26 protein-coding genes are annotated in these 25,197 nt (G+C 70.8%); 11 read left to right on the top strand and 15 right to left on the bottom strand.

The window, feature by feature from the left end:
* Window positions 1–79: 79 nt before the first annotated feature.
* The 3 genes from P0592_RS06565 to P0592_RS06555 are packed head-to-tail and all read right to left on the bottom strand — an operon-like array spanning window position 80 to window position 3,185.
* Window positions 80–1,546, bottom strand: coding sequence for an MATE family efflux transporter (locus P0592_RS06565; protein ID WP_276273480.1), 1,467 nt, complete (start codon window positions 1,544–1,546; stop codon window positions 80–82).
* Between the two features lie 48 nt (window positions 1,547–1,594).
* Window positions 1,595–1,840, bottom strand: a complete 246-nt coding sequence (locus tag P0592_RS06560) for a ferredoxin (protein ID WP_276273479.1) — start codon at window positions 1,838–1,840, stop codon at window positions 1,595–1,597.
* Between the two features lie 58 nt (window positions 1,841–1,898).
* Window positions 1,899–3,185 carry a response regulator gene (locus P0592_RS06555; protein ID WP_276273478.1) on the bottom strand — a complete coding sequence of 429 codons (1,287 nt, stop codon included), beginning with the start codon at window positions 3,183–3,185 and terminating at the stop codon, window positions 1,899–1,901.
* A gap of 85 nt (window positions 3,186–3,270) precedes the next feature.
* Here P0592_RS06555 and P0592_RS06550 point away from each other — a divergent pair, with 85 nt between their 5' ends.
* The 4 genes from P0592_RS06550 to P0592_RS06535 all read left to right on the top strand — a co-directional run bounded on the left by P0592_RS06550 (window position 3,271) and on the right by P0592_RS06535 (window position 8,507).
* Window positions 3,271–5,718 (top strand): ATP-dependent DNA helicase, encoded by a 2,448-nt coding sequence (locus tag P0592_RS06550; RefSeq protein WP_276273477.1) that lies wholly within the window; start codon window positions 3,271–3,273, stop codon window positions 5,716–5,718.
* Window positions 5,718–6,218: a KEOPS complex subunit Cgi121 gene (gene cgi121 / locus P0592_RS06545; protein ID WP_276273476.1), complete on the top strand. Its 501-nt coding sequence runs from the start codon at window positions 5,718–5,720 to the stop codon at window positions 6,216–6,218. Before P0592_RS06550 ends, cgi121 begins: the two co-directional genes overlap by 1 nt.
* Window positions 6,219–6,298: 80 nt before the next feature.
* The gene (locus tag P0592_RS06540) at window positions 6,299–7,633 is read left to right on the top strand and encodes an oxidoreductase (RefSeq protein ID WP_276273475.1); all 1,335 of its coding nucleotides are present in this window, start codon (window positions 6,299–6,301) and stop codon (window positions 7,631–7,633) included.
* A gap of 31 nt (window positions 7,634–7,664) precedes the next feature.
* Window positions 7,665–8,507, top strand: coding sequence for an alpha/beta fold hydrolase (locus tag P0592_RS06535; RefSeq protein WP_276273474.1), 843 nt, complete (start codon window positions 7,665–7,667; stop codon window positions 8,505–8,507).
* Here P0592_RS06535 and P0592_RS06530 read toward each other — a convergent pair.
* Entirely contained in the window at window positions 8,504–9,049 is a 546-nt protein-coding gene (locus tag P0592_RS06530) for a MaoC family dehydratase (protein ID WP_276273473.1), read from the bottom strand. The genes P0592_RS06535 and P0592_RS06530 overlap by 4 nt on opposite strands.
* Window positions 9,050–9,335: 286 nt before the next feature.
* Between P0592_RS06530 and P0592_RS06525 the strand changes: the two genes are divergently transcribed.
* The 5 genes from P0592_RS06525 to P0592_RS06505 all read left to right on the top strand — a co-directional run bounded on the left by P0592_RS06525 (window position 9,336) and on the right by P0592_RS06505 (window position 12,734).
* Window positions 9,336–9,635 carry an AbrB/MazE/SpoVT family DNA-binding domain-containing protein gene (locus P0592_RS06525; protein WP_276273472.1) on the top strand — a complete coding sequence of 100 codons (300 nt, stop codon included), beginning with the start codon at window positions 9,336–9,338 and terminating at the stop codon, window positions 9,633–9,635.
* Window positions 9,636–9,640: 5 nt separating this feature from the next.
* Entirely contained in the window at window positions 9,641–10,192 is a 552-nt protein-coding gene (locus P0592_RS06520; RefSeq protein ID WP_276273471.1) for a hypothetical protein, read from the top strand.
* A 58-nt stretch (window positions 10,193–10,250) separates the two neighbouring features.
* Window positions 10,251–10,796 carry a poly(R)-hydroxyalkanoic acid synthase subunit PhaE gene (locus P0592_RS06515; protein ID WP_276273470.1) on the top strand — a complete coding sequence of 182 codons (546 nt, stop codon included), beginning with the start codon at window positions 10,251–10,253 and terminating at the stop codon, window positions 10,794–10,796.
* A gap of 3 nt (window positions 10,797–10,799) precedes the next feature.
* Entirely contained in the window at window positions 10,800–12,221 is a 1,422-nt protein-coding gene (gene phaC / locus P0592_RS06510) for a poly(3-hydroxyalkanoate) polymerase subunit PhaC (RefSeq protein WP_276273469.1), read from the top strand.
* A gap of 63 nt (window positions 12,222–12,284) precedes the next feature.
* On the top strand, window positions 12,285–12,734 hold the full coding sequence (locus P0592_RS06505; protein WP_276273468.1) for a TIGR00725 family protein: 450 nt from the start codon (window positions 12,285–12,287) through the stop codon (window positions 12,732–12,734).
* On the opposite strand, the gene P0592_RS06500 is transcribed toward P0592_RS06505, so the two are convergent.
* A complete protein-coding gene (locus tag P0592_RS06500; RefSeq protein ID WP_276273467.1) occupies window positions 12,713–12,940 on the bottom strand; it encodes a hypothetical protein in 228 nt (75 codons plus the stop codon). The two genes, P0592_RS06505 and P0592_RS06500, sit on opposite strands and share 22 nt — an antisense overlap.
* 77 nt (window positions 12,941–13,017) lie before the next feature.
* Window positions 13,018–13,920 (bottom strand): DUF7351 domain-containing protein, encoded by a 903-nt coding sequence (locus P0592_RS06495; protein WP_276273466.1) that lies wholly within the window; start codon window positions 13,918–13,920, stop codon window positions 13,018–13,020.
* A gap of 111 nt (window positions 13,921–14,031) precedes the next feature.
* On the opposite strand from P0592_RS06495, the gene P0592_RS06490 reads away from it, so the two are divergent.
* Window positions 14,032–14,607 carry an NADPH-dependent FMN reductase gene (locus P0592_RS06490; RefSeq protein ID WP_276273465.1) on the top strand — a complete coding sequence of 192 codons (576 nt, stop codon included), beginning with the start codon at window positions 14,032–14,034 and terminating at the stop codon, window positions 14,605–14,607.
* A gap of 4 nt (window positions 14,608–14,611) precedes the next feature.
* On the opposite strand, the gene P0592_RS06485 is transcribed toward P0592_RS06490, so the two are convergent.
* Together P0592_RS06485 and P0592_RS06480 are read right to left on the bottom strand one after the other, a co-directional pair.
* Window positions 14,612–16,132, bottom strand: coding sequence for a glutamate-cysteine ligase family protein (locus tag P0592_RS06485; RefSeq protein WP_276273464.1), 1,521 nt, complete (start codon window positions 16,130–16,132; stop codon window positions 14,612–14,614).
* Between the two features lie 48 nt (window positions 16,133–16,180).
* Complete coding sequence (locus P0592_RS06480) at window positions 16,181–16,678, bottom strand: DUF7858 family protein (RefSeq protein ID WP_276273463.1); 498 nt, start codon at window positions 16,676–16,678, stop codon at window positions 16,181–16,183.
* Between the two features lie 173 nt (window positions 16,679–16,851).
* Here P0592_RS06480 and P0592_RS06475 point away from each other — a divergent pair, with 173 nt between their 5' ends.
* Window positions 16,852–17,712, top strand: coding sequence for a transcription initiation factor IIB (locus P0592_RS06475; RefSeq protein ID WP_276273462.1), 861 nt, complete (start codon window positions 16,852–16,854; stop codon window positions 17,710–17,712).
* Here P0592_RS06475 and P0592_RS06470 read toward each other — a convergent pair.
* From P0592_RS06470 to P0592_RS06440, 7 genes are read right to left on the bottom strand one after another with little or no spacing between them, the layout of a single operon-like run.
* Window positions 17,691–18,356, bottom strand: a complete 666-nt coding sequence (locus tag P0592_RS06470; protein ID WP_276273461.1) for a MinD/ParA family ATP-binding protein — start codon at window positions 18,354–18,356, stop codon at window positions 17,691–17,693. The two genes, P0592_RS06475 and P0592_RS06470, sit on opposite strands and share 22 nt — an antisense overlap.
* Window positions 18,353–19,063 carry a DUF7857 domain-containing protein gene (locus tag P0592_RS06465; protein WP_276273460.1) on the bottom strand — a complete coding sequence of 237 codons (711 nt, stop codon included), beginning with the start codon at window positions 19,061–19,063 and terminating at the stop codon, window positions 18,353–18,355. The genes P0592_RS06470 and P0592_RS06465 overlap by 4 nt, the downstream gene beginning before the upstream one ends.
* A 32-nt stretch (window positions 19,064–19,095) precedes the next feature.
* Complete coding sequence (locus P0592_RS06460; RefSeq protein WP_276273459.1) at window positions 19,096–19,905, bottom strand: DUF7856 family protein; 810 nt, start codon at window positions 19,903–19,905, stop codon at window positions 19,096–19,098.
* The gene (locus P0592_RS06455; protein WP_276273458.1) at window positions 19,902–20,237 is read right to left on the bottom strand and encodes a DUF7855 family protein; all 336 of its coding nucleotides are present in this window, start codon (window positions 20,235–20,237) and stop codon (window positions 19,902–19,904) included. Before P0592_RS06455 ends, P0592_RS06460 begins: the two co-directional genes overlap by 4 nt.
* A 35-nt stretch (window positions 20,238–20,272) precedes the next feature.
* A complete protein-coding gene (locus P0592_RS06450; protein ID WP_276273457.1) occupies window positions 20,273–20,857 on the bottom strand; it encodes a DUF7504 family protein in 585 nt (194 codons plus the stop codon).
* A gap of 26 nt (window positions 20,858–20,883) precedes the next feature.
* Entirely contained in the window at window positions 20,884–21,162 is a 279-nt protein-coding gene (locus tag P0592_RS06445) for a DUF7854 family protein (protein ID WP_276273456.1), read from the bottom strand.
* Window position 21,163: 1 nt separating this feature from the next.
* Entirely contained in the window at window positions 21,164–25,186 is a 4,023-nt protein-coding gene (locus tag P0592_RS06440; protein ID WP_276273455.1) for an LAGLIDADG family homing endonuclease, read from the bottom strand.
* Between the last annotated feature and the right edge of the window lie 11 nt (window positions 25,187–25,197).

Here is a 25,197-nt window from a genome sequence, read left to right as displayed (position 1 = left end):
CAGGCCGGACATTAAGCCTTGAGAAACGGCGAGGGGCTTGCCGGACGGTCGGGAGCGGCACGACGGCGACCGACCGGGGTCAGTCGTCGGCCGCGCCGACCCCGGAGCGGCGGGCGACGTCCCGCCACTTGCCGGTCCAGAAGCGACCGGTGTTGACCGCCGCCTTCAGGTAGAAGTCGCCGATCAGCGCGGCGAAGATGGCCGACAGGCCGAGCCCCATCCCCGGAGCGAGGGTGACGCCGACCAGCGGGACGGTGACGGTCACGGCGGGCGACAGCGCCAGCGCCGCGACGGGGAGCCGGAAGCAGTAGCCGCCCAGGACCGTCCCGTAGAGCGGCCAGCGGGTGTCGCCCGCGCCCCGGAGGCTCCCCCGCATCGTCCGGGAGACGGAGAAGCCGGCGACGATCAGCCCGAACACGCGGACGAACTGCGCGGCCAGCCCGGGGTACTCGGTGCCGAACAGCGAGACGATCGGACGGGCCAGGGCGACGATGACGGCGGCGATCGCCAGCTGGACGGCCAGGGCCACCCGCAGCGTCTGCCAGCCGTAGTCGCCCGCGGCGGCCTCCTCGCCCGACCCGAGGTGCTGCCCCACCAGCGTCGAGGCGGCGGTGGAGTACCCCCACGCCGGCATCATCGCGAGCAGCATCACGCGGCGGCCGATGGCGTATGCCGCGAGCACCGGCGTCCCGAGCGTCCCGAGGATGAACAGGAACGGGAACCGGGCGAACGTCTGGAGCAGTCGCATCCCCGACAACGGGAGGGCGACGCGGACGATCTCGCCGAGCAGGGAGAGGTCGACCTGCCGGCCCCGAACCGGGAGCGAGACGGCGTAGCGGCCGGACACCAACAGCCCGAGGAAGATGGCCGCCGCGAGCGTGTTCGCGGCGGCGGTCCCGATTGCCGCCCCCGCGATGTCCAGCCGGGGGAACGGCCCCAGCCCGAAGATGAGGACGGCGTTCAACACGACGTTGGTCGGCAGCGTCAGCAGGCGGACGTACATCGGCGTCCGGGTGTCGGCGCTGCCGGCCAGCGCCCGCGAGGCGACCATACTCCAGAACCGCGGGGCCATCGACAGCATCACGATGGAGAGGTACGTCGCCCCGAAGTCGATGGTCGTCGCGTCGTCGGTCAGCACCCCCACCAGGAGCTCGGGGTAGAGCCAGGAGGCGGCCGTCAGCGGCGCAGAGATGAGCAGGGCGATCCACAGCGACTGCTTGACGGCGAGGTCGGCCCGGTCGGGCCGGTCGGCCCCCTGCAGCCGGGAGACGACGCTGATGGTGCCCGAGGAGACGGCCAGCGACAGGCCGAAGCCCACGAAGTAGTACTGGAAGCCCAGTTCGAGCCCGGCGATGGCGGCGTCCCCGAGCGCGATGCCGACCATCAGGAAGTCGGCCAGTCGCAGCAGGATGCGGAGCCCGCCGGTGACCATCACCGGGGCGGCGAGGTCCGTCGCCTCGGTCGCCTTCTGGCGGTCGACGAGGCCGAGTCGCGCGAGGGCGGCGGGGACGCCCTCGACGACCCGGCGGAGGAGGTCCCGGACCATCTAGGGGGTGGTCGAGGGTCGTGTCTCGGTGGCGGTCGCCGACATCCGTCAGGGGATCAGTTGCTCGCCGTCGTCGTCGTACACCGCGATGGCGTCGACCGGACAGGCCCGTGCGGCGAACTTCGCGTCGAGTTCCGCGTCGTCGGGGACCTCCCGGACGAACACGTCCTCGTCGCGTTCCTCGCTGTCGGCCAGCACCGCCTTGCCGGCGTCCTCGTCGCGCCCGAAGGCGTCCCACTCCGCGACACACTGGAACATCCCGATACAGGTGTCCCGGTCGTACTCGATGCGCATAGCCACGCTTGGCCCCTGACCGGCAAATGCGTTCCCCTCGCAGCCATCGCTGCCGTCGTCACTCGTCGTCGAGTCGGTCCAGCGCCGCGACGACGGACTGCCCGAGGATCTCCAGCAGATCGCGGTCGATTCTTTCGAAGGAATCGGTTTCCGTCGCGGCGATCGACAGCAGCCCGTGGTCGCCAAGCGGGAACAGGAACACCGTCTCGAACACGTCCGTCAGCGTGTCCTGGCGGGCCCCGTAGTCCTCGACGAGCCGCGGCTCCCCCGCCTCAAAGGCGGTCAGTTCGACGGTCCCCTCCGAGAGTGCCAGCGAGTCCAGATCGGTCCGGGAGACGCGGGTTCGGTCGCTGGCGGCCTCGGTCGCGGCGACGGGGACGAGCGCGCCCCCGTCGTGTTCGAAGACCCCGACGAACGGCTCGTCGAGCACGTCCGCCGCGACCTCGACCGTCGTCCGGGCGACGGCGTCGGCGGAGTCCGCGGTCAGCAGCTCGCGGGTCGCCTCGTTGAGCGCCGCGAGCCGCTGCTCGTGGCCTCGTTGCTCGGTCACGTCCCGGATGACGCCCAGCACCGCCTGCTTGCCGTCGTAGACGATCGGCGAGCCGCGGCTCTCGACGTGGCGGACCTCGCCGTCGTCGCGGACGAGCCGCCACGCGACCCAGCCGGCGGACCGGTCGCCGCCGACGATCCGCCCCATCCGGTCCTGGATCCGATCGCGGTCATCGGGGTGGACGAACGACAGCGGGTCGCTGCGGTAGATGTCCGACCGGTCGTCCAGTCCGAGGAGTTCGACCATCGTCCCGTTGGCGTACACCACGTCCTCCCCGTAGTGGACGAGGATAGCGTGGGGCGAGGCCTCGACCAACCGCTGGTAGCGCAGCTCCGTCTCCCGCCGGGCGCGCTCGGAGCGGCGGCGGGCGACGGCGTTCTCGACGCGGTTGGCGAGCACGTCGTACTGGTCGGTGGTCGCGCGCTTCTGGAGGTAGTCGGTGACCCCGGCCGAGATCGCCTCGCTGGCGATCTCCTCGCTCCCCCGCCCGGTGTAGAGGATGAACGGGACCGAGGGATCGATCTCCCTGACCGCACGCAGCAGGTCCAGTCCGTCCATCCCCGGCATCTCGTAGTCGCTGACGACGCAGTCGACGTCGTCGTTCCCGACGACATCGAGCGCCGACTCCCCGGTGGTCACGACCGTGACGTCGAACGGGTCGCGTCGCCGTTCGAGGTGCAGCGCCGCCACGTCCGCCAGGTCACGTTCGTCGTCGACGAGCAGGACCGAGACCGTCGCCGTCGTGCCCGTCGCCGGTGACCCGCCAGTCCCGTCGTCGCCGACCTCCTCAGCCATACGACGGCGTTTGGGGGCACCTCACAAAGCGGTTGGGGACCGCGGGACGACAGTTTAAATCGGAGCGGGACCGAACGGGGGCGTAATGGACGTTGCGGACCTGCCGGACGTGCCCGACTGGCTGCCCGACCACCTCCGCGAGGACGGCATCGAGGAGCTGTACCCGCCACAGGCCGCGGCCGTCGAGGCCGGGGTCACCGCCGGCGAGAACCTCGTCGCGGCTATCCCCACCGCCAGCGGCAAGACCCTCGTCGCCGAGCTGGCGATGCTCGCCTCGGTCGCCCGCGGGGGGAAGGCGCTGTACATCGTCCCGCTGCGGGCGCTGGCCAGCGAGAAGCAGGCCGAGTTCGAGCAGTTCGAGCGGTACGGACTGGACGTGGGCGTCTCGACTGGCAACTACGAGTCCGAGGGCGGCTGGCTCGCCGACAAGGACGTCGTCGTCGCCACCAGCGAGAAGGTGGACTCGCTGGTCCGGAACGACGCCCCGTGGATCGAGGACCTGACCTGCGTCGTCACCGACGAGGTCCACCTCGTCGACGACGGGGAACGGGGCCCCACCCTGGAGGTGACCCTCGCCAAACTCCGCCGGCTGAACCCGGACCTCCAGACGGTGGCGCTGTCGGCGACGATCGGCAACGCCGGCGAGCTGGCGGACTGGCTCGACGCCGAGCTGGTCGACTCGGACTGGCGGCCGATCGACCTGAAGAAGGGGGTCCACTACGGGCAGGCGCTGCACCTCGAGGACGGCAGCCAGCAGCGGCTCGCGGTCCAGAGCGGCGAGAAACAGACCGCCGCCGTCGTCCGGGACACGCTCCGGGACGACACCGACGAGGAGGGGAACGTCGTCGAGGAGGGCGGCTCTTCGCTCGTGTTCGTCAACTCCCGACGCAACGCCGAGGCCGCCGCCGAGCGGCTGGGCAGCACCGTCCGGCCCCACCTGACCGACGACGAGCGGGACCGGCTCGCGGAGATCGCCGCCGAGATCCGCGAGGTCAGCGACGCGGAGACCAGCGACGACCTCGCCGACGCCGTCGCCGACGGGGCGGCCTTCCACCACGCCGGGCTCGCCCGCGACCACCGCGAACTCGTCGAGGACGCCTTCCGGGACCGCCTGGTCAAGGTCGTCTGCGCGACCCCGACGCTGGCGGCCGGGGTCAACACCCCCTCCCGGCGGGTCGTCGTCCGCGACTGGCGGCGCTACGACGGGTCGGCCGGCGGGATGCAGCCCCTCTCCGTGCTGGAGGTCCACCAGATGATGGGGCGGGCCGGCCGCCCCGGACTCGACCCCTACGGCGAGGCCGTCCTGGTCGCCAGCAGCCACGACGAACTCGACGAGCTGTTCGAGCGGTACGTCTGGGCCGACCCCGAACCGGTCCGCTCGAAACTGGCCGCCGAGCCCGCCCTGCGGACGCACATCCTCGCCACCGTCTCCTCCGGGTTCGCCCGCTCGCGGTCGGGCCTGCTGGAGTTCCTCGAACGGACGCTGTACGCGAGTCAGACCGAGGAGAGCGGACGGCTGGAGCGGGTCGTCGACGACGTGCTGACCTATCTGGAGCGCAACGACTTCCTCGAGAGCGAGGCGCGAAGCGCCTCGGGACAGTCGAGCGGCGACGAGCCGCGAGACGTGGAACTGGACGCGACCTCGCTTGGCCACACCGTCTCGCGCCTGTATCTGGACCCGATGAGCGCCGCCGAGATCATCGACGGCCTGGAGTACTGGACCCGCCACGGCGGCGACGAGGCGGGGACTGCGGCCGAGACCGACCCCACCGACGCCGAGTTCACGACCGCGAGCGAGCTTGCGGCAAACGGCGGCGGAGCCGAGGCGGGCGGCGACCCCGACGACATCTCGGCGCTGGGCCTCTACCACCTCGTCTCGCGCACCCCCGACATGTACGAGCTCTACCTCCGGTCGGGCGACCGCGAGGAGTACGAGATGGCGCTGTACGAGCGCGAGGCGGAACTGCTCGGGCCGACCCCCTCGGAGTTCGAGGAGGACCGCTTCGAGGACTGGCTGGCGGCGTTCAAGACCGGCCGCCTGCTGGAGGACTGGGCCGAGGAGGTCGACGAGGACACCATCACCGAGCGGTACGGCGTCGGGCCGGGCGACATCCGCGGGAAAGTCGAGACCGCCCAGTGGCTGCTGGGTGCGGCCGAGTCGCTGGCGAGCGAACTCGACGCAGACGTCGCCCGCGCCGTCAGCAGGGCCCGCACGCGGGTCGAACACGGCGTGCGGGAGGAACTGGTCGAACTGGCGGGCGTCCGCGGCGTCGGCCGCAAGCGCGCCCGCCGGCTGTTCGACGCCGGCATCACCGATCGCGCCGAACTGCGGGACGCCCCCAAACCGGTCGTGCTGGCGGCGCTGCGGGGCCGTCGGAAGACCGCCGAGACCGTCCTGGAGAACGCCGGCCACCGCGACCCGTCGATGGAGGGCGTGGAGCCGGACCCGGACGTGACGGTGGCGGTCGACGACGAGGGGAGCGAGCCGACGGCCGAGCCCGGAGAGGACCAGTCCAGCCTGGGTGACTTCTGATGCGGGTCGTCGAGGGGCAGGCGGACGTCGACGACGTCGGGACCTTCGTCGAGCGGCTCGACGCGGTCGCCGACGACCACGGGGTCGTCGTCCAGGCGTTCGACGCCCGCTACGTCGTCGACCGCCGCCACTTAGAGCGGGCGGTCGAACTGGCCCGGCGCGCCCGGGACCGGGACGACGCCATCGCCGACGACTTCGGCGTCGAGATCCTGCTGTATGCCGCCGGCCGCCGGCAGATCGACCGTGCGCTGAGGATGGGGGTCAGCGGGGGCGAGTGCCCGGTCGTCGCCGTCGTCGTCGGGGACGGCGACGAGGACGCGGAACGAGCGGCGGCCGAGTCCGTGGAGCGTCTGCTCACCCCCGGGGAGACGCTCGGGGAGTCCGACCCCGAGCGCGTCCGCTCGTTCTTCGACGTGACCGAGACGGAACTGGCCGCCACCGAGGGGACGCTGGCCGACGCCGTCCGCGAGCGGGTCGCGCTGCTGCCGGTCGAGAAGTAGCCGAGCGCTTTTGCCGTCGACGCCGTTATCGTCGCTATGGAGTCCCGACTGACCGGCGGCGCACGCGCCGGGTCGGAACCGTGACGACGCTGTCGACGCCGCTGGAGATCGGCGGCGTCACGCTCCCGAACCGCCTCTACCGCGCGCCGCTACTGGAGTGTGCCGGCAACGGCGAGGACGCGGTCGAGACGCTCGTCGACGAGCTCGAGCCCGCGGCGGCCGCCGGCGTCGGGCTCGTCTTCCAGGGAGCGAGCATCGTCACCGAGGAGGGCGGCTGTGCCGCGCCGAACATGACGCGGGTCCACGACCCGTCGTTCGTCGAGCGCCTCGGACGGCTCACCGACGCGGTTCACGCACACGAGGGAAACATATTCATACAGCTCGCACACGGCGGGCTGCGGAGTATGGCGACGTGGCACGCCGGCCACCGACGGCGCAACCCCGACGAGCGGCAACTGGCCGTGTCCGAGCCCCCGTGGCAGTTGCGGGCGCTGGACCGGGCCGGCCTGCTCGCGCTCCGGCCCGACGTCCTCTCGACCGAAGCCGTCTACGACCTCGCCGAGCGGTTCGGCCGCTGTGCGGGCGACGCCGCCGACGCCGGCTACGACGGCGTCCACCTCTCGGCGGCGAACATGAGTCTGATCCAGCAGTTCCTCTCCCCGTTCTACAACCGCCGCGACGACGAGTTCGCCGACGGCGTCCGGTTCCTCGAAGCGATCCACGACGCCGTCCGGGACCACGCCGGCGACGTGCCGCTCGTGACGAAGGTGCCGGCCGAGACCGCGGCTCCGAGTTTCGTTCGAAGGTATCTCTCGTTCGAGGACGCCGTCGACGTCGCCGAGCGGCTGGCGGCCGTGGGCTACGACGCCCTCGTGCCCGTCGAGGTCTCGACGTTCTGGGACATGAGCATCGTGAGGGGGGCGTTCCCGGACCGCGCGTGGGCCGCGAGCGAGCTCCGGGACGACTACGCCGCGGCCTTCGGCGGCCGGCTGCGGGCGCGGGCCGTCGAGCTGCTCAACCGCCTGCAGGCCCGTCGATTCGACCGGGAGCCGGGCTGGAACGCCGAGTTCTGTCGCGCGGTCCGCGAGCGGGTCGACGTCCCCGTCCTGCTGGAGGGCGGACTGCGGACCCGCGCCGACTGTGACCGGTACCTCGGTGCCGGCGACGCGCCCGCGGCGGCCGACGCCGTCGGCCTCGGTCGGCCGTTCTACGCCGAACCGCGGCTCGGCGCGCGACTGCTCGACGGCGGCGACGCGCTCTGTGCGAGCTGCAACAACTGCACGATCCCGCAGGTCGCCGGCGAACCGGGACGGTGCCGGACGCCGTCGGTCGTGCGCGAGCAGGCCCGGCTCGCGGCGGCCAGTGCCTACGAGAGAGATAACGACGGATCGACAGGTTCCGGGCGCGACCAGTAGACTCATTCGGCTGCGATACCGAGGCCCGTCGATGACCGCCGAGATCACGTCGTCTCACGTCGAGGTGCCGGTCGACGGCGAGCCGGTCGACCTCCACTACCTCGCGGGCGGCGAGGGCCCACCGCTCGTGTTCCTGCACGGGATCGGACTGGACGCCGCCAGGGTGTCGTGGCGACACGCGCTCCCCGCCGTCGCCGACGAACGGACCGTCTACGCGCTGGATCTGCCGGGCCACGGTGACAGCGACAAACCGGACCGGGCGTACACGACGCCGTACTTCCTGGCGGCCGTCGAGGCGTTTCTGGACGAACTGGACCTGGAGAACCCCGCGATGGCGGGGCTGTCGATGGGCGGAGCGCTCGCGCTCGGCCACGCGCTGGACGGCGGGAGCGTCGAGCGGCTCGTCCTCGTCGACAGCTACGGCCTGGGGTCGGACGCCTACTGGCGGACGGCAGCGACCGGGCTGTTCCAGGCACCCGTCGTGGGAAATATGATGTGGCAGGGCGTGAGTAGCTCGAAGGCGGCGATCAGGACGGGGCTTCGGAGTATGGGCGCGACCGAACCGTCCCGACAGCTGGTCGCGGACGTCGACGACGCCGTCGACCGGCGGACGGTGCGCGCGATGCGGCGCTGGCAGCGCAGCGAGTTCCGCCGGACCGGGTTCCGCACGGACTACTCCGACCGGCTGGACGGCCTCGACGTGCCGACGCTGCTGGTCCACGGGGAGGCGGACCCGCTCCTGCCGAAGTCCTGGTCCGAGCGGGCCGCCGAGACGCTCTCCGAGAGCGAACTGGCGGTCCTGGAGAACTGCGGTCACTGCCCGCCTCGGGAGCGCCCCGAGCGGTTCAACGGCCTGCTGCGGTCGTTCTGTTAGTTCGGCAGGTCGTCGATGAGGACGACGGCCTCGCCGTCGATGACGACGTCCTCCCGGTCGCGGACGCGCGTTGTGAGTCGGTACTGGCTGTCACCCAGGTCTTCGACGATCTCGCACTCGGCGGTGAGCCGGTCGCCGATGCGGACGGGGTTGTGGAACTCCAGGTCCTGGGAGAGATAGATGGTCAGTCCCGGGAGTCGCGCGAGCGCGGCGCTGATGAGTCCGGAGACGAGGGTCCCGTGGGCGATACGCCCCCGGAACCGCGTCTCGGCCGCGAACTCGTCGTCAAGGTGGAGCGGGTTCGTGTCCCCGCTCGCGGCCGCGAACTGCCGGACGTCGTCGTCGGAGATGGTCTTGCTGAACTCTACCTTGTCGCCGACGCCGAGCTGCTCGGCGTGGTCCTCGGAGATCGAGACGTGCCACTCGGGGAGGTCCTCGTCGGCCTCGATGCGCTCGGCCGGCGGTGCGACGTCGTCGCCCTCCTGCGGGACGCCGAAGGCGGCGAACGCGGCCCGGTTGGCGGCGACGACGCTGTTGAACATATGAGAGGACGTCTCCGTCCACGTGTCGAGCAGAGGGTTCCGATGCGATTCAGAACTCATTGATAGTTTCCCCTTGCTGCCCGAACTATTAAACGTTGGTGTTAATCCGATCTCTGTGCCGTCGAGACGGCTTCTACCGCCGGTCGTCGGGCGGTCGATCGGAGGAATGTCTGTCTTCGGCTCCGGACGCCGCGAATTTCCCTCGTGTCACTCTGTGGTATCAGATGGTATCAGATGGTATTCAGCGGAAAGCTTAAGTCGTCCGGGGCGTTAGGTGTAGGTAGCGATGACCGACGGAGACGACGCGACGATGTGGCCCCCGATGTTCAAGGGGATGCAGGAGATGAGCGAGAACGCGGTGGAGCAACAACAGCAGATGCTCCGACAGCTGTTCGCGAACGGTAGCACGCCGGGCTTCGATATGAATCAGCTCGGTGCGATGAGTCAGATGGCGACGTTCAAGACCCGCGTCCAGAGCGGGGGTCGGATCTCCATCCCCGACGCGGAGCGCGAGGCGCTCGGCATCGAGGAAGGGGACATCGTCCAGACAGTCGTCCTCCCGGTCAGCAAACACAACAACGAGTGATCACAATGGTAGACTACACCACCCCCGTCACGACCGCCTTCGAGATGCAGCGCGCGACCATCGAACAGAGCCAGAAGGCCCTCGAACAGAGCTTCACCTTCCAGCAGAACGTCAACGAGGCCGTCATCGACAGTCTCGACACCCAGGAGTCGGCCCAGCGCCGCGGCGTCGAGCTGTCGAAGACCGCCTTCCACAGCTACCTCGACGCCGTCGAGGCCACCGTCCCCGGGGCGGCCGGCACCGTCGACGAGATCCGCCGTGCCGTCGACGAGCAGTACGACTTCCTGCTCGAGAACCACGCCGAGGTCTTCGACAACATCGAGAGCGAGCTGGTCGAGGGCGTCGACGCCTACGACGACATGACCGAGGACTACCTCGCCGCCGTCGAGGAGCAGGTCGATATGCTCGTCGAGGCCCACGAGGAACTCGAGTCCCAGTCCGTCGAGGTCGCCGAGCAGTTCGGCGACCAGCTCGAGGAGGTCCAGGAGCAGGTCGAGGAGATCCAGGAGCAGGTCGAGGAAGTCCAGGCCCAGGCCGCCGACGCCGTCGAGGCGTAACGGACCGAACCAGCCGTTTTTTGTGCGCGAGCGCGCGAGATACACCTAGACTACAATAATGAGCGATACGAACCAGATGCAGGACGAATGGGCGGAGATGGTCGAGCAGATGAACGACGCGGTCGCGGACTCGATGGAGCAGAACATGAAGGCCCAAGCCGCCTTCGTCGAGTCGTGGGCCGACGCGGTCGAGGACACCATCCCCCAGGAGGACGAGCTCTCCGAGGGGTTCCAGGGGTACAACAAGGCCTACGAGGAGTGGCTCGACGCGGCCGAACAGATGGTCGAGCGGTCCGCCGAGGCGGCACAGGGCGAGGACGTCGATCCCGCGGAGTTCCGCGACATCTGGCTCCAGTCGGCCAACGAGGCGTTCAAGCACGTGATGGGCACGTCGGCCTTCGCGGCCGCGAACGGCCAGCTCGTCGAGTCGATGATGGAGATGCAACAGGAGGCCGACGACCTCAGCCAGGACGCCATCGCCCAGATGGGCTTCCCGACCCGCGACGACATAGACGAGGTCGCCGAACGCCTCGTCGAGGTCGAGCGCCGCCAGCACGCCGTCGAACAGAAGCTCGATCGGGTCCTCGAGCACCTCGAGGAGTAACCCATGTCCAGTAACCCGTTCAACCCGTTCAAGGCCGCCGTCGACTGGCAGACCAAGACGCTGGAGGCGATGAGCGAGGCCGCCGACACCAGCCAGGTCGCCGACGAGCGCCTCGAACTGATGGAGTCCGTCGAGGTCGGTCAGACGCCCTCGGAGGTCGTCTACGAGGAGAACAAGCTCGAGCTCCTCCACTACGACGCCGAGGCCGCCGGCATCGAGGTCGACGAAGAGGACAAGGAGTCGGTCCCCATCCTCATCGTCTACGCGCTCATCAACCGCCCGTACATCCTGGACCTCCAGGAGGAGCGGTCGGTCGTCCGCCGGCTGCTGGAGGCGGGCCACGACGTCTACCTCATCGACTGGAACGAGCCCTCGCGGCTCGACCAGCACCTGACGCTCGACGACTACGTCAACCGCTATATGGACAACTGCGTCGACGTGGTCCGGGAACGATCCGGTCAGGACGCCGTCAACATCCTCGGCTACTGTATGGGCGGGACGATGTCGGTGATGTACTCGGCGCTCCACCGCGAGAAGGTCAACACGCTCGGCCTGATGGCCGCCGGCCTCTGTTTCGACCAGACCGGCGGCGTCTTAGAGGAGTGGGGCTCCGACGAGTACTACGACCCCCAGGACGTCGTCGACACCTTCGGCAACGTCCCCGCGGAGATGCTCGACATCGGCTTCGCGCTGATGGACCCCGTCGACAACTACGTCTCGAAGTACATCCGGCTGTTCGAGAACTTAGAGAACGAGGCGTTCGTCGAGAACTTCGGCCGGATGGAGAAGTGGCTCGGCGACGGGATCGACGTCGCCGGCGACACCTACGTCCAGTTCCTCGAGGACGTCTACCAGGACAACAAGCTCTACAACAACGAGCTGGAGCTGGACGGGAAACACGTCGACCTGGAGAACCTCGACATGCCGGTCCTCCAGTTGATGGGCAAGTACGACCACCTCATCCCGCCGGCGGCCTCGAAGCCGTTCACCGACGTCATCCCGAGCGAGGACACGGAGACCATCGAGTTCTCGACGGGCCACATCGGTCTGTCGGTGTCCTCCTCGACCCACGAGGAGCTCTGGCCCGAGGTCGCGGAGTGGTACAGCGAGCGCAGCGGCGAGGAGGTCGACATCGAGGTCGAGTCCCCCGGCGAAGGCGACGTCGAGGAGACCGCCGAGGAAGCGGTCGAGGACGTCGCCGACGACGTCGACGCCACCGACGAGGCCGCCGCCGTCGAGGAGACCGGCACCGAGGAGGCCGCGGACGTCGAGACGGTCGACGGCATCGGCCCGACCTACGCCGACCGCCTGCGCGGGGCCGGTATCGAGACGGTCGCCGAGCTCGAGGCCCGCGACGCCGCCGAGATCGCCGAGATCGCCGAGACCAGCGAGTCCCGCGCACAGGACTGGCTCGACCAGCTGTAATCGGCCGGCTGGCGACGGGCGACGCACCGCGACTTTTTCACCGCACTCCCCGAACGCCGAGCTATGCGCGTCTCGGTCATCGGCGGGTCGACGGTCACGGACGAACAGTACCGGCAGGCACGCGAGGTGGGTCGACGCCTCGGCGAGCGGAACCACGAGGTCGTCTGTGGCGGCCTGACCGGCGTGATGGAGGCCGTCTGCGAGGGCGCGAGCGCCGCCGACGGGCACACCATCGGCATCCTCCCGGGCGAGCGGCGGGCGGCCGCCAACGACCACGTCGACACCGCCATCGCCACCGGACTCGGGAGCGCGCGCAACGTCCTGGTCGTGCTGAACGGCGCGGCCGTCGTCGCCGTCGACGGCGCGGCCGGGACCCTCTCGGAGCTGGGCCACGCGCTGGACCAGGGCCGGCCGGTCGCCGGGCTGGACACCCACCGGGTCGAGCGGCTGGACGGCATCGAACACGTCGACACCCCCGCGGCGGCCGTCGACTACGTCGAGTCGGCGGTGTAGCGACGGAGCGCCGCCGCCAGCAGGAGGAACCCCACGCCGACCGCGCGGACCCGGCGGCTGGCCCCCCGCTTCGGGTGGAACTCGACGGCGAGGACGCGCCGGTAGCCCCAGCGGGCCGTCCGCAACAGCAGGTCGGGGGCCAGCAGGTGGAAGATGCCGGCGACGGCGGTCAGGGCCACGGCGAGACGGCGGTCGGTGAGAGACACGACGGCCCTAGGTGGCCGACCGGAAAAACGGCCCTCCCGGCCGCGGTCCCGGAGGCGGCCCGGTCGTGAACTCAGTTTCACAGTGACTCGCCGTCGGCGGGGGTGCGTTCGAGCGCCGTGACGCGGGCGCTCTCGTCGAGGGAGACCCGCAGGCGCTCGCCACCGGCGGTCGCAGTCACCGTCACCCCGAGCGGGTCCTCGCGCTCGACGGCGACGCGGTCGGGGTCGGCGACGAAGTCGAGCGCCCACAGCGGTGTCGTCCGGAGGTCGATCCCCCGGTCCGCGAACCAGCCGGCCACGGCGGGGTGATAGCAGAGGAGGATCCCGGCCGGCGGGTAGTTGTAGAAGCTGCACTGCCGACAGTCGACGGCGAGGACGGCGGGGTGGTCGTCGGTGTAGTGGCTGTCCAGTTCCGGGCCCGGCTCGGGCGCGAGTCCGGTGCGGACGACGCCGGCACACATCGGACAGACGCCGGCGACGGCGAACCGCCAGCACAGTCGCGTCCGGCGGTCGAAGGCGTCGACGACTCCCTCGTCGGAGCGGCCCTCGACGCCGCCGGGGTCGAACGGGAACGCGACGACGATGTCCCCGCAGTCCAGACAGCCGACCCGGGCGACGTACTCCTCGTAGGTGAACGTCAGGGCCGCACCACAGGTCCGACAGTCGGTGTCGAGGGTGACCGGGCCGACGTCGGCCGTCCGGTGGAGAAAGCCCGTCCTGATGGCGTCGATGACCCGGTGGCCGGGGTAGCGCAGTTCGTACTCGTCGCCGTTCTTGCCGACGAACTGGCCGACCAGCTTCGAGAGGTGGTAGTTGAACTTCCCGCTGTCCCGTTCCCCGACCCGGGACTGGAGCTCGGCGAACGGGAGCGAGTGGCGCTCGGCCGCCCAGAGCGCGAACAGGATCTCGACCCGGAGCTCGTGGCCGAACAGCGCGAACGCCGCCTCCGGGGGACGTGTCGTCCCGTCGTCGTCGGTCATACCGCAGCGTTCGCGGACCGGACACAAAAACGCACCCGACCTATCAGCGTCACTACTGAAACGTAATTCTCAGAATTTTTACCTTTGTGGCGCTCCGACGATCAGGTACCGATGACCGACCGGACACACGTCGTCGGACTGTGTGGCAGCCTGCGCGACGACAGCGGAACGCGGATCGCCGTCGACCGAGCGCTCGCGGCCGCGGCGGCCGCCGGTGCGACGACCGAGTTACTGGACCTCCGGGAGTGGGACCTCCCGCTGTTCGACGCCGACGCGGCCGACGCCGGGGACGGCCCCGAACTGGCCGCCCGGATCGCCGCGGCCGACGGCGTCGTCCTCGGGACGCCGATGTACCACGGCACCTACGCCTCGCCGGTGAAGACCGCCTTGGACTACTGCGACATCGAGGACTGGGCGGGGACGACCGTGGGGCTGCTCGCCGTCGCCGGCGGTGGGTTCCCGACACCGGCCCTCGAACACCTGCGGGCCGCCTGTCGCGAACTGAAGGCGTGGCCGCTTCCGACGCAGGTCGCGATCCCGGAGTCGTGGGCCGCCTTCGAGGACGGGACCGTCGCCGACGCGGAGATCGCCGAGCGGCTCGACGACCTCGGCGGCGACGTCGCCGCCTACGCGGGCGTCGAGGACTACCCGGAGCGGGCGGCGGCCGGCGGGCTGGCGGCCGACTGAGCCGTCACTCGAACCAGTCGGCGAAGCTCCCGTCCAGCAGCGTCTCCGTCTGGTGGCGGATGTACGCCGACTGCATCCCCCAGATCGCCTGGGCCAGCGGGACGTTCTCCTCGACGCGCCGGCGGACGTAGTCGTGTTTCCAGCGGGCGGGCGTGAGCCGCCGGTCGACCCGCTCGCGCAGCGGGCGGATGTACTCGTGGGCCTCCTCGGTCGAGAGGCCGCTGGCCTCCAGTCCCTCGCGGGCGAGTTCGAACAGCTCCCCGTACAGCTCGTCCGTCGACGTGGTGGTCGCGCCGTCGACCGTGATCCACTCGATGTCGGCCCGCAGACCGTCGCGCGTGGCCGCGTAGAAGTTCTCCTCGGCGGTCGCCCAGTCCATCGACTGGACCGGGTGTTCGAGCCGCGGCAGGCTCTCCATCAGGCCGGCGAACAGCGCCTCGAACGCGACGGCGTCGTCGACGGTCGGCTGGGCCGGCAGCGGCCGGAACTCGATGCGGGCGTTGGCGGCCGAGCGGGTCGGCCCCTCGAAGACGGGCCGGACCCACCGCCAGTAGGAGCCGTGCTTGTGCCGGACGTGGACGAAGTCGTCGTCGAACCGCGTCCCCGACTGGAGGTCCATCGGGACGATGGTGTCGTCGGCGACGATGTCGTCGATGGCGTCCTCGACCGTCTCGAAGTCCGGCGGGAAACAGACCTTCGGCGGCGTCGGGTCGTCCTCGGGCGGGTTCAGCACCGACTCGAAGACCCCGACGCGGTTCTCCATCCGTGCGTCCTCGACGATCTCGGCGTCGGGCGCGTCGTCGTAGAGGTCCGGCGGGAAGAAGGGCGAGTTCACCCCCAGCGCGAGCACGGGGCCGGCGATCCGCAGGGCGTAACTGAAGTACTCCGGCAGGTCCGGGGCGTGGGGGATCTGGTAGTGGGGTTGGATCGAGGTGATCAGCGACTCGGGCATCACGGTGTCGGCTTCCATCAAGACGTGTGGGGCGTCCAGTTCGAACCTCGCCGGGTAGTCCGTGTTCGCCATCGTGTGGTACCGCACCGAGTCCGACATGTTCGTCGCCAGCCGGATGCCGTCGTGTTCGACGGAGTCGGAGAGGTAGTCCCCGGCGGTCTCGCCGTTCGGCGGAACCGTCCACATCCCGTCGGCAACGAGCCGGATCCCCTCGTTGCCGAGGCGTCGCTCCGCGGGCAGCAACGACGCCTTCAGTTCGGCGCGCTGTGTTGCCAGCCCGTGTTCGTTCAGCGGCTGCGGGCTGGTCTGCATCTCCGCGTTGTGCAGGCCGAGCTCCTTCTCGAAGCCGACGAGCTCCAGCAACTGTCGTGGCACCCGCCGGAGGGCGTCGGTCTGGTCGTCGACGGCGTACAGCTCCAGCTCCATCCCGACGATGGCCTCCGTGTTGTCGAACGTGCCCGACCTGACCTCCTCTTTGAGCCGTTCGGCCTCCTCGCGGGCGCTCGCGTGGAAGGATTCGGCGTCCACCGCCAGCGCCTCCGCGACCGCCGCGGCCAGTTCCGATGCCGACATAGCCGCCGGTTTGCGGCGGCGAGTGTTAAGCGTGGTCCAGTCGAGCCGTCAGAACAGGTCGTCCACGTCGCTGCGCGCGTCGCCGAGCGGGTCGCGCTCCTCGCCTGCTCCGAGCGTTCCCTCGACGGCGGCCCGGGCCGCCGGCAGCGGGTCGTGGCTCTCGACGTAGGCCGCCAGCGCGAACGTCCGGTCGCCGACCCCCGCCAGCTCCCGCGCGTCCGTCCGCGAGAGGTCGCCCGCGAGCCAGTCCCGGACGATCTCCCTCTGCCGCGGGCCGACGGGCGAGACCTGCTCGCCCAGCAGGTGCAGCGTCTTCGCGGCCGTCACCGGCGGGACGCCCGCGGCGTGGCCGGCGTCGTCGACCGCACGGCCGGCGGCGTAGCGCTCGGCCACCGTGGCCGCCGCGGCGGCGGGACACGGCAGCTCGTCGGCGAACGGCGCGAGCCGGTCGGCCAGCGACCCCTCGGTGTCGTCGACGGCCGCCACGCCGCGCTCCCGCTGGTGGTCGGTCACCTCGATCCCGGCCGCGATGTCCGCCAGTCCCATCGTCGGTCACTGCTCGCGGCCGGCCCTTAATACCGTCGGAAGGTGTCCGAAAACAACGCGGGCGTCGCGGTCGTACCTACCGATAACCGGTCGGTAGTTTCCGACGGATCGCGGCGTTCACCCGCACGAACGTCGGTTTTTTAACCTCGGCTCGGCGCGTAGATCGAACCACGATGAGTGCGACTGCGACTGGCTGCCCCGAGTGCGACGGGACGCTCGAACAGGACGGCTGCGAGACGGTGTGTGCCAGCTGTGGCCTGGTCGTCGGCGAGGACGCCATCGACCGCGGGCCGGAGTGGCGGAGCTTCGCGGACGAGGACACGGACCGCGCCCGGACCGGCGCGCCGCTGACCCGGTCCCGACACGACCGGGGGCTCTCGACGGAGATCGGTCGCTCGACCCGGCTGAAGGGGCGCAAGCGACGACAGATGGCGCGCCTCCGGCGCGAACACCGCCGGGCGCAGGTGGGGTCGAAGCGGGACCGAAATCAGGTGTACGCCTTCACCGCCATCCGGCGGATCGTCTGCTCGCTGGGCCTCTCGGACGCGATCCGCGACCGCGCCTGCGTCCTCTTCGAGTCCGCACAGAAGGCCGACCTGCTCCGTGGCCGCTCGCTGGAGGGGTTCGCCGCCGCGGCGGTGTACGCCACCTGTCGCACCGAGGGCGTCGCCCGGACCGTCGAGGAGCTGTGTCGGGCCGCCCGCGCCGACCCCGACGAGCTCCGGGCCGCCTACGACGCCCTGAACCGCGACCTGGGGCTGCCGACCGGTCCCATCGACCCCCGCGAGTACGTCCCTCGCTTCGCCTCCGAGCTCGACCTCCCGGACGCGGTCCGGTCCCGAGCGGAGGAACTGGTCGACGAGGCCCGCGCACGCGACGCCGTCGGCGGTCGCAACCCCGCCGGCGTCGCCGCGGCCTGCCTCTACACCGCGTCGAGAGAACTCGACGGCGGCCTCACACAGGCCGAGGCCGCCGACGTGGCGGACGTGACGCCCGTCACGATCCGGGGGACCTACACCGACCTGCAGGCGTAGACCGCGTCCGCGAGTCGGGCGATCGATTCTGCGGCCGCCGAGTCCGGTGCCGTCCGACCGACCGGCTGGCCGTGTCGCTGTGCCGCGGCCAGTGCCTCGCTCTCGGGCAGCGTGACCACCGGCGCGCCGAGGCGGTCCGCGACCGGCCGGGTTGCGGCGTCGGGACCGACTCGGTTGAGGACGACCCGGCAGATCCCAGTCCCGAGTTCCCGTGCGAGCTCCCGGACCCGGAGCGCGTCGGCCAGCGCCGCGGCCGTGTCGGTCGTCACCACGAGGGCCGCGTCGGCGGCGACCAGCGGCACCCCCACGTCGGCGTGGCGACCGGCCGGCGAGTCGACGACGACCCAGCGGTGCGTCCGGTCCAGCGCCGCCAGCGCGTCCGAGAGCGCCGCCGGGTCGGCGGCCCGCGCGCCCGCCAGCGTCCGGCCACACGGGACCACCGTCACCGGACCGCCGTGCCGGACGGCCTCGTGGACATCGGCCCGCCCGGCCAGCACGTCGTGGAGGTCCGGGCCGCGGCCCGCCGGGAGGTCCGCCATCCCGAGGTCGCCGTCGACGACGACGCCGTCCAGCCGCGCGGCGAGGTTGAACGCGACCGTCGACTTGCCGACCCCGCCCTTGCCGCCGATGACGGTCAGGATCATGCGAGCCGTTCGAGCGTCTCGACCGGAACGGACGCCGCCGCCCGCCGGTCGGCAAGCGTCTCCGCGCGCCGAGCGACGGCCCGGAGCAGCCGCTCGTCCGTGCCGGTCGCCAGGTCGCGGACGCCGGCCAGCCCGCCGGCGGCGTCGACCGCATCGGTGGCCGCCGCGAGCGTCTCGGCGGCCACCAGCGCCTCGGCCCGGTCCGCCCTGTCGGCCATCGTCGCCAGCCACTCCGCGACGGGGGCAGGGACGTCCGCGGGCGGAGCGTCGTGCGTCTCCGGGGCGTCGCGTCCGCTCGTTCCTCCGTCGGTCCCGCCGTCTCGTCCCGAGCGGGGAACCGCGTCCCGCGGCGGCGACGGGTCGCCCAGCGAGCGGACGACAGCGTCGGGATCGGTGGACATCGCGTCCCTCCCGTAGTCGGCGACCCCGCCCTCGGCGGCGACCGGGGTCGCGTCGGCGAGCGTCGCGGCCGGCGTCTCGGCCGGGGCCGGCGTCGCGTACCCCAGCGCCCGCTCGCTCTCGACGACTCCCTCGAAGCCCTCGTCGGTCCAGCCGGTCGCCGGACGCCCCTCGCGGCGCGGCGGCCACACCGGGCCGTCGAGGCGGTTCCGGACGGTCACGCGCGTCGGCCGGTCGACGTCCCGGAGCCGGACGGTCACGAGCGTCACCCCGTCGTGGCGGCTCGTCGCGCAGTCGAGTGTCACCATACGGGCGGTCGCCGCCCGCTCCGGTTTAAGTCTCAGCACCGCAGGACCGGCGCGTCGAGCGCGTCGGCCGCCGCCGCGGGCGAGTCGAACCGGTCGACTTCGAGGACGACCGGAGCCGGCGTGTGCCCGAGCCGCAGCACCGCGAGCGCGGCGGCGACGGGCGGGGCCTCGAACGGCTCCGGCGGAACCGACGCCGGGACGGCCGCCAGCGCGTCCCGGAAGCGGTCGGTGAACGAGTCGACGAGGTGTGCCCGCGCCGCCCGTCGCTCGTTCGCCAGTCGGTCCGCGAGCCGCCGCCGCTCGTCGAGTCGGTCCCGGTACTCGCGGGCGGCCTCGCGCCGCCGGACCCGCTGTTCGACCGCGGCGGTCCGCTCGGTCTCGGCCTCGGTCAGCTCCCGCGTGGCCGACCGGACGGTCTGTTCGATCCCGTCGGTCTCGGCGTCCAGCGCGGTCCGGGCGTCCAGCCGCCCCCGCTCGGTCGCGGCCGTCTCCCGCAGTGCCGCGAGCCGGTCCGCCGACGGCGGATCGAGGGCGGGCGGTCGGGACGGCTGTGCCGGTGACAGGTCGTCCAGTTCGGAGCGCAGGGCCGCGATGGTCTCGTCGCGCGGCGTCGTCGCTCCCAGCGACCGCGCGGCCGTCGCCAGGGCCGTCCGCGTCTCGAGGCCCATCTCCGGACGGACGCGGCCACAGTAGTCGTACACCGGCGTGGGGGACGGAGCCTCGACCGTCGGCCGGTCGCGCTCGCCCCGGACCGCCGCCGCGAGTTCCGCACCGCCGACCGGCAGGTCCCCGACGGCGACGGCCCGCCCGGTCCGGACCCGCCCGTCGACGACGACCCTCACAGTTCCCGCCCCCGCATCGCGTCCGGGTCCGGCAGGTCCCGGCCCGCCGCGAACCGCGCGTACGGCGTCGACGGCTGGTCGCGGGCCTCGTAGGCCCCGGCCGCCTCGCGGACACGGGCCGGCGCGTCCGACGGCTCGAACGGGCGGACCCGCTCGACCTGGACGTCCAGCCCGTGTTTCTCCTGGAGCCGAAGCGCCTGGAACGCCCCGAACTCCGTCGCCGACAGCAGCGCCGCCCGGCCCAGCTCCCGGACCACGCAGTCCTCGTGAGCCGCGCAGACGTTCCGCAGGTCCCGCCGCGCGGCTCGCGTGTAGGTGACGACGAGCAACACGCCGATAATTCCGTTGTAGAGGTTGAAAAATTTATCTAGTCGCTCGTTACTGACTCGCGGACGCGAACCTCGCGCGTGTCCCCGGTGACGTCGACGAGCGCGTTGAACAGCGAGGCCAGCGCGTCGACGGTCCGGTCGTCGTGGACCGTCGGGTCGAGGTGGACGTGTGCGGTGGCGTCGGCCGCGTAGAGCTGGGCCGTGACCGCGTGGAGGAACTCGAAGGCAGTCTCGCGATCGGCGTACTGCAACAGCGCCGTCAGGGAGTCGAAACAGCAGGTCACGTCGTCGTGGCTCGACAGCGCTCGGCTCAGCGCGATCCCGAGTCCGGTGAGATCGGCCGGCGTCGAGACGGTCGCGACTTCGGCGTCGGCGAGCGTATCGTCGGCCCCGACCGCTGTCTCGCCGACGGCGACGACGACCGCCGTCGCGTCGCCGCCACGCTCCCGGTACTGCTCCACGCACGCCGCCGGCGAGCGGTTGTACGTCACCCAGACCACCGTCTCCGTCGGATCGGCCGCGTCCAGAAGCGCTCGACAGCGACCGCTCCCGCCGCCCTGCATCGGCGGCGCGCAGACGAGCGTCGCCGGGGCGTCGGCGAGGGCCTCGGGGAGGTCACACATACCCGTGCGTCGCCCCCTCTCGCACTTCAACCTTCGTCGGCGGGCGCGACGCTGAACTGCCCCGGATCGTCGACCAGGTCGCGGACGCGGCCCCGCGCGTCGGGTTCCGAGGCCGCCAGCACCACCAGTCCGTCGGCCGCGCCGTCACCGCTGGCCCGGTAGGCCCGCAGGTCCCCCTCGAAGTCGGCCGCGTAGGTCCGGAGGATGCCCCTGACCTCGCGTTCCAGCTCCGACAGCGAGCGCTCGCCCTCCTCGAAGGCCGCGAGCACGTCCTCGATGTTCCGCAGGGCGGAGATCCGGTCCATCCTACGTCGTCCGCAGGTGGTCGGTGCGGGGCTCGTACACCTCGCCCTTCTGTTTGAGCTTCTCGATCTCGTGTTCGGCCTTGGACTCGTCGATGCCGACCTCCTCGGCGCGCTCGATCACCACGTCGATCGGCGCGCCCTCGTCGTACTCGTCCTCGATGTCAGCGATGATCCCCTTGATGTTCTGGATGCGGTCGCGCTGGCTCTTCGAGGTACCCGTCTCGACCACGTCGGCGTCGAACTCGCCGGTCTCGGGGTCGACGCCGATCTCCTTCAGGCAGTAGTGGGCGATGTCGACGGCCCGGTCGGCGTCCTCCTCGTCGACGGTGTCCGAGAGGCGGATGCGCGCCGACGCCTCCGCGAGCCGGACCAGCGCCTCCAGTTTCCGGGCGGTGACCGGGACCGGGGCGTCCTCGTCCTGGCCCTTCAGTCGCAGGTCGACGTAGAAGTCCTCGATGGTCTCCTTTGCTTCCTCGGTCATCGTCGGGAAGCAGTCCCGCTTGGCGTAGGCGACGTACTTCCGCAGGAGCTCCGGGTCGATGGTCGGGGCGACCTCTTCGGTGACCGTCTCGACCTCCTCCTCGGAGACGTCCGGCGTCGGATTCTGCATCCGGTGGGTGTTGAGCTCGCCGGCGTAGTTGGTCTGGATGATGTGTTCCGCGAGGTTCCGGTCCTCCTCCTCGTCGGGCTTGTCGGTGACGGTGAAGATGAGGTCGAACCGCGAGATCAGCGCCGGTTCGAGGTCGATCTGCTCGCCGATGGGTTCGTACTGGTCGAAGCGGCCGTACTTGGGGTTGGCTGCCCCCAGCAGCGAACACCGGGACTTGAGCGTGGCGTTGATTCCCGCCTTCGAGACGCTGATGCGCTGCTGTTCGAGGGCCTCGTGCATCGCCGAACGATCTTCCGAGTTGTGGACGACCATCCCGTTAGCGACGAAGTTGTGGGTCCCCTCGACGGTGAGGTCGTAGACACTGGGCGTCTGTCGGGCCTCGATCTCGTCGAGGAGGGCCCGCGCCTCGTCCCGAATAGACTCGATCCGGTCGAGCGCCGCCCCGCGAACCGCCTCGAAGCGGTCGGTCTCGACGACGCCGCGCATCCACCGGGAGACGGTCGACGGCGCGACGCCCACGTCCCCGGCGAGGGTGGCGTAGGAGATTCCGTACTCGTCGGTCGCGCTCCGGAGCGCCGCCCAGTCGTCGAGGGCGGGCTCGGTCGCCAGTAGATCCTTGGCGTCCGCGACGGCGTCGGCGGGCGAACATCCCAGCAGCGCCGCCAGTTCCTCCCGGCGCAGGCGGACCTCGTCGTCGTCGACCGTCGCAGGCACCGTCTCGACGCGCTCGACGCGTCGCCACTGCACGTCGCCGTGGACGAGGCTCCGGAGTTCCGAGAGGTCGGCGTCGGCGACCGACGCGAGTATCGTGTCGAGCCGGGCTGCGACGGTCTTCCGGAGGGCGGGATCCTCGGCCCACAGCCGCGAGATTTGCTGCTGGCTGTAGTCGGTCCCCGCGGCGAGTTCCGACTGTGGGACGTGGTAGCGCTCGCGGAGGGTCGACAGCCGGTCCCAGTCCGCGTCCTCGACCGTCTCGCGGTCGGCCGCTGCCTCGTACGTGCGAGTCTCGAAGCGTTCGAGGATCGTCCGGGCGGCGCGAATGGAGACGTTCGCGTCCTCGTTCTCGAAGTTGCAGTAGGTCACGTCGTCGAGGCCACACTCGGACTGGTGCAGGCGGAGCGAGTCGCGGCACTCCGCAAGTAGATCACCACACGACGGGACGACGTCGAGAATCGTCCGGTCGCCGGAGACGCGTTCGACTGCCTCGGCGAGTGCTCGCCGTTTCCGGTCGAGCGTGAACCCGACGTGTCGATCGAACGCCGCCAGCGAGTCCGCGTCGGTGATCGTCAGGACGTGGAGGTCCCGGCCGTCGGACCGCTCACGCGTCTGGAGCTGGCTGGACACACAGAACTCCAGGAGGAGCTGTTTCGCCCCCAGCAGCAGGTCGTAACTCGAGGAGTGGATCCGGACGGTGCGGTCGTCGACCGATCCTTCGCTGTCAGCCAGCGCCCGCAGGAACGCCGCCTTCGCCGCATCCGAGGACGCAGTGACGCCCTCGGGAAGCCGCTTGCCGTCGTACGTCTCGAGGTTCATCCCCGCGTCGAGGACCGTCTCGGCGGCCGCCTTCCCGGTGACGCGGACCGTCTCGACGCCGTCGGCGCGCTGCTCGCTCGGCGGCCGGACCGGGTCGGCGTCGAAGGGGTCCCGGGCCGCTCGCTCGAAGTCAGCGAGCAGTTGCTCCTCGGCGTTGGTGAACCGGACGCCGTAGACCCCCTCGTCGCGGTCGTAGTAGACGTTGCCGTCGCCGGCGAGGTAGCCCAGTACCGACGCGAGGGCGGGCGAGACCGGGTCCTTCGCGACGGCCGTCTCGTTCGCCGTGTCTTCCGGCAGCGCCGCAGTCCCGCCGTCGGCGGCCGGCCCCGAGAGCTCGCGGGGGACGTACACCCAGTCGCCGGCCGCGAGGTCGGCGGCCTCGCGCTCGACGCGCTCGCCGTCCTCGCGGACGAAGAATGGGTGGTCAGCCGTCGCCGTGAGGCGCTCGTCGGTCTCCAGCGTGACCCGCGTGAGATCGTCGGGCGCGTCGTACTCGTGGATCGCCGTCACGGGTCGCGTGACCAGCCGCCCGTCGTCGGTCATCGTCCAGACCCGCAGGTCGCCGAAGTCCCGGACGATGCGACCGTTCGAGAGCTGTTCGACCGCCCCGTCGGCGGCCGCGTCGTGAGCGAGGTCGCGGATGCGCGAGATGCCGTCCGCGCCGTGGACGAGCGTGTCGCCGGTCACGCAGCTCATCTTATCGAGTTCGTCGACGGCGGCGATCCCCTGGTCGGCAAGCACCAGGGCCCCGGCCTCCAGAGTCCACTGCTGGCCGTCGCCGAAGTCGTCCCGGACGGCCGCCGCCGTGAGGCCGGCGCTGGAGGATCCCTTCCCGGAGGTGTAGACGGAGCGGGGCGCTATTTCTCGGATATATGATAACATCTGAGACTTTCCAGTTCCCGGGTCCCCGATCAGCAGCATGTGGAGGTCGCCACGGATCCGCGAGCCGTCGGGGAGGTCCTTGGTCACCCCCGAGAACAACTGGAGCATCATCGCGAGCTTCTCCTTCTCGTAGCCGTAGATCGAGGGCGCGATGGCACCGACCATCTTGTCGTAGATGTCCGGTTCGTTCGAGAGCTCGATGATCTCCTTCTTGTCGGCGTCGGTGATCTCCATGTCCTCGAACTGCTCGTCCTCGATCTCGACGCTGACGCCGTCCATGTAGATGTCGAACATCGGGGACTTGTCCTGGTCCGAGCCCCGCTGGTCGAGCTTGAGGACGCCGGTCACGCGGACGTGGTCGCCGGCGGTGACCTGGCCGGTGATGTCGTCCTCGATGTTGACGTCGATGGACTGTGGGGTCTCGCCGCCGCGTAGCCCCTCGGGGGACTCCTGGACGCGGAGCTTCTGGGCGTCGATGAACTGGGACTGCTCGGTGTTGAGGCGGAACGGGCCCTGGCGTTCACAGCCCTGGCACTCGTGGGGCTCCTGGAAGTCGCCCTCGGCCTGCGGGATGCGGGTGAGCGTACCACAGCGCTGGCACTCGAAGGCCGCCTCGACGACCTTCGGGCGGACGTCCGTGGCCTTCCGGACGATGCCCTGGACAGCGATGAGGTTGCCGTGGTGCTCGTGGCGCAGATCGCGGATGTCCTCGGCGTCGGGGAGGTTCCGCATCCGGACGTGGGCCTGGCCCAGCGAGACGTCCACCGGGAGGTCGTAGAGGCGCAGGGCCTCCTCGGCGTACTCCTGGAGTTGCCCGGGCTTGGTCCGGTAGTCGTCGGCCAGGTCCGGATCGAAGCGGTAGAGGTCCTGCCAGTCGACGTGCAGGGACTTCTGGTCGTTGGGGTACTTCTGGGCGAGCTCACCGATCTCGTTGCGGTAGTAGTTGCGGTAGAACTCCTCGAAACGGTCGATGAGTTCGGTGTTGTCGGCGGTCGCCATCTGGGTGCACA

This window comes from Haloarcula litorea (assembly GCF_029338195.1).
GTDB classification, from domain to species: domain Archaea; phylum Halobacteriota; class Halobacteria; order Halobacteriales; family Haloarculaceae; genus Haloarcula; species Haloarcula litorea.
This window is presented reverse-complemented; position numbering and strand designations above follow the sequence as displayed.

Bases quoted from the DNA above. Each gene is read 5' to 3' on its own strand.
- P0592_RS06440 (WP_276273455.1), bottom strand. From the start codon at position 25,186: ATGGCGACCGCCGACAACACCGAACTCATCGACCGTTTCGAGGAGTTC.
- P0592_RS06535 (WP_276273474.1), top strand. From the start codon at position 7,665: ATGACCGCCGAGATCACGTCGTCTCACGTCGAGGTGCCGGTCGACGGC.
- P0592_RS06465 (WP_276273460.1), bottom strand. From the start codon at position 19,063: ATGGTGACACTCGACTGCGCGACGAGCCGCCACGACGGGGTGACGCTC.
- P0592_RS06520 (WP_276273471.1), top strand. From the start codon at position 9,641: ATGGTAGACTACACCACCCCCGTCACGACCGCCTTCGAGATGCAGCGC.
- cgi121 (WP_276273476.1), top strand. From the start codon at position 5,718: ATGCGGGTCGTCGAGGGGCAGGCGGACGTCGACGACGTCGGGACCTTC.
- P0592_RS06490 (WP_276273465.1), top strand. From the start codon at position 14,032: ATGACCGACCGGACACACGTCGTCGGACTGTGTGGCAGCCTGCGCGAC.
- P0592_RS06555 (WP_276273478.1), bottom strand. From the start codon at position 3,185: ATGGCTGAGGAGGTCGGCGACGACGGGACTGGCGGGTCACCGGCGACG.
- P0592_RS06480 (WP_276273463.1), bottom strand. From the start codon at position 16,678: ATGGGACTGGCGGACATCGCGGCCGGGATCGAGGTGACCGACCACCAG.
- P0592_RS06445 (WP_276273456.1), bottom strand. From the start codon at position 21,162: ATGGACCGGATCTCCGCCCTGCGGAACATCGAGGACGTGCTCGCGGCC.
- P0592_RS06550 (WP_276273477.1), top strand. From the start codon at position 3,271: ATGGACGTTGCGGACCTGCCGGACGTGCCCGACTGGCTGCCCGACCAC.
- P0592_RS06515 (WP_276273470.1), top strand. From the start codon at position 10,251: ATGAGCGATACGAACCAGATGCAGGACGAATGGGCGGAGATGGTCGAG.
- P0592_RS06560 (WP_276273479.1), bottom strand. From the start codon at position 1,840: ATGCGCATCGAGTACGACCGGGACACCTGTATCGGGATGTTCCAGTGT.
- P0592_RS06450 (WP_276273457.1), bottom strand. From the start codon at position 20,857: ATGTGTGACCTCCCCGAGGCCCTCGCCGACGCCCCGGCGACGCTCGTC.
- phaC (WP_276273469.1), top strand. From the start codon at position 10,800: ATGTCCAGTAACCCGTTCAACCCGTTCAAGGCCGCCGTCGACTGGCAG.
- P0592_RS06470 (WP_276273461.1), bottom strand. From the start codon at position 18,356: ATGATCCTGACCGTCATCGGCGGCAAGGGCGGGGTCGGCAAGTCGACG.
- P0592_RS06475 (WP_276273462.1), top strand. From the start codon at position 16,852: ATGAGTGCGACTGCGACTGGCTGCCCCGAGTGCGACGGGACGCTCGAA.
- P0592_RS06495 (WP_276273466.1), bottom strand. From the start codon at position 13,920: ATGACCGACGACGACGGGACGACACGTCCCCCGGAGGCGGCGTTCGCG.
- P0592_RS06530 (WP_276273473.1), bottom strand. From the start codon at position 9,049: ATGTTCAACAGCGTCGTCGCCGCCAACCGGGCCGCGTTCGCCGCCTTC.
- P0592_RS06485 (WP_276273464.1), bottom strand. From the start codon at position 16,132: ATGTCGGCATCGGAACTGGCCGCGGCGGTCGCGGAGGCGCTGGCGGTG.
- P0592_RS06565 (WP_276273480.1), bottom strand. From the start codon at position 1,546: ATGGTCCGGGACCTCCTCCGCCGGGTCGTCGAGGGCGTCCCCGCCGCC.
- P0592_RS06525 (WP_276273472.1), top strand. From the start codon at position 9,336: ATGACCGACGGAGACGACGCGACGATGTGGCCCCCGATGTTCAAGGGG.
- P0592_RS06505 (WP_276273468.1), top strand. From the start codon at position 12,285: ATGCGCGTCTCGGTCATCGGCGGGTCGACGGTCACGGACGAACAGTAC.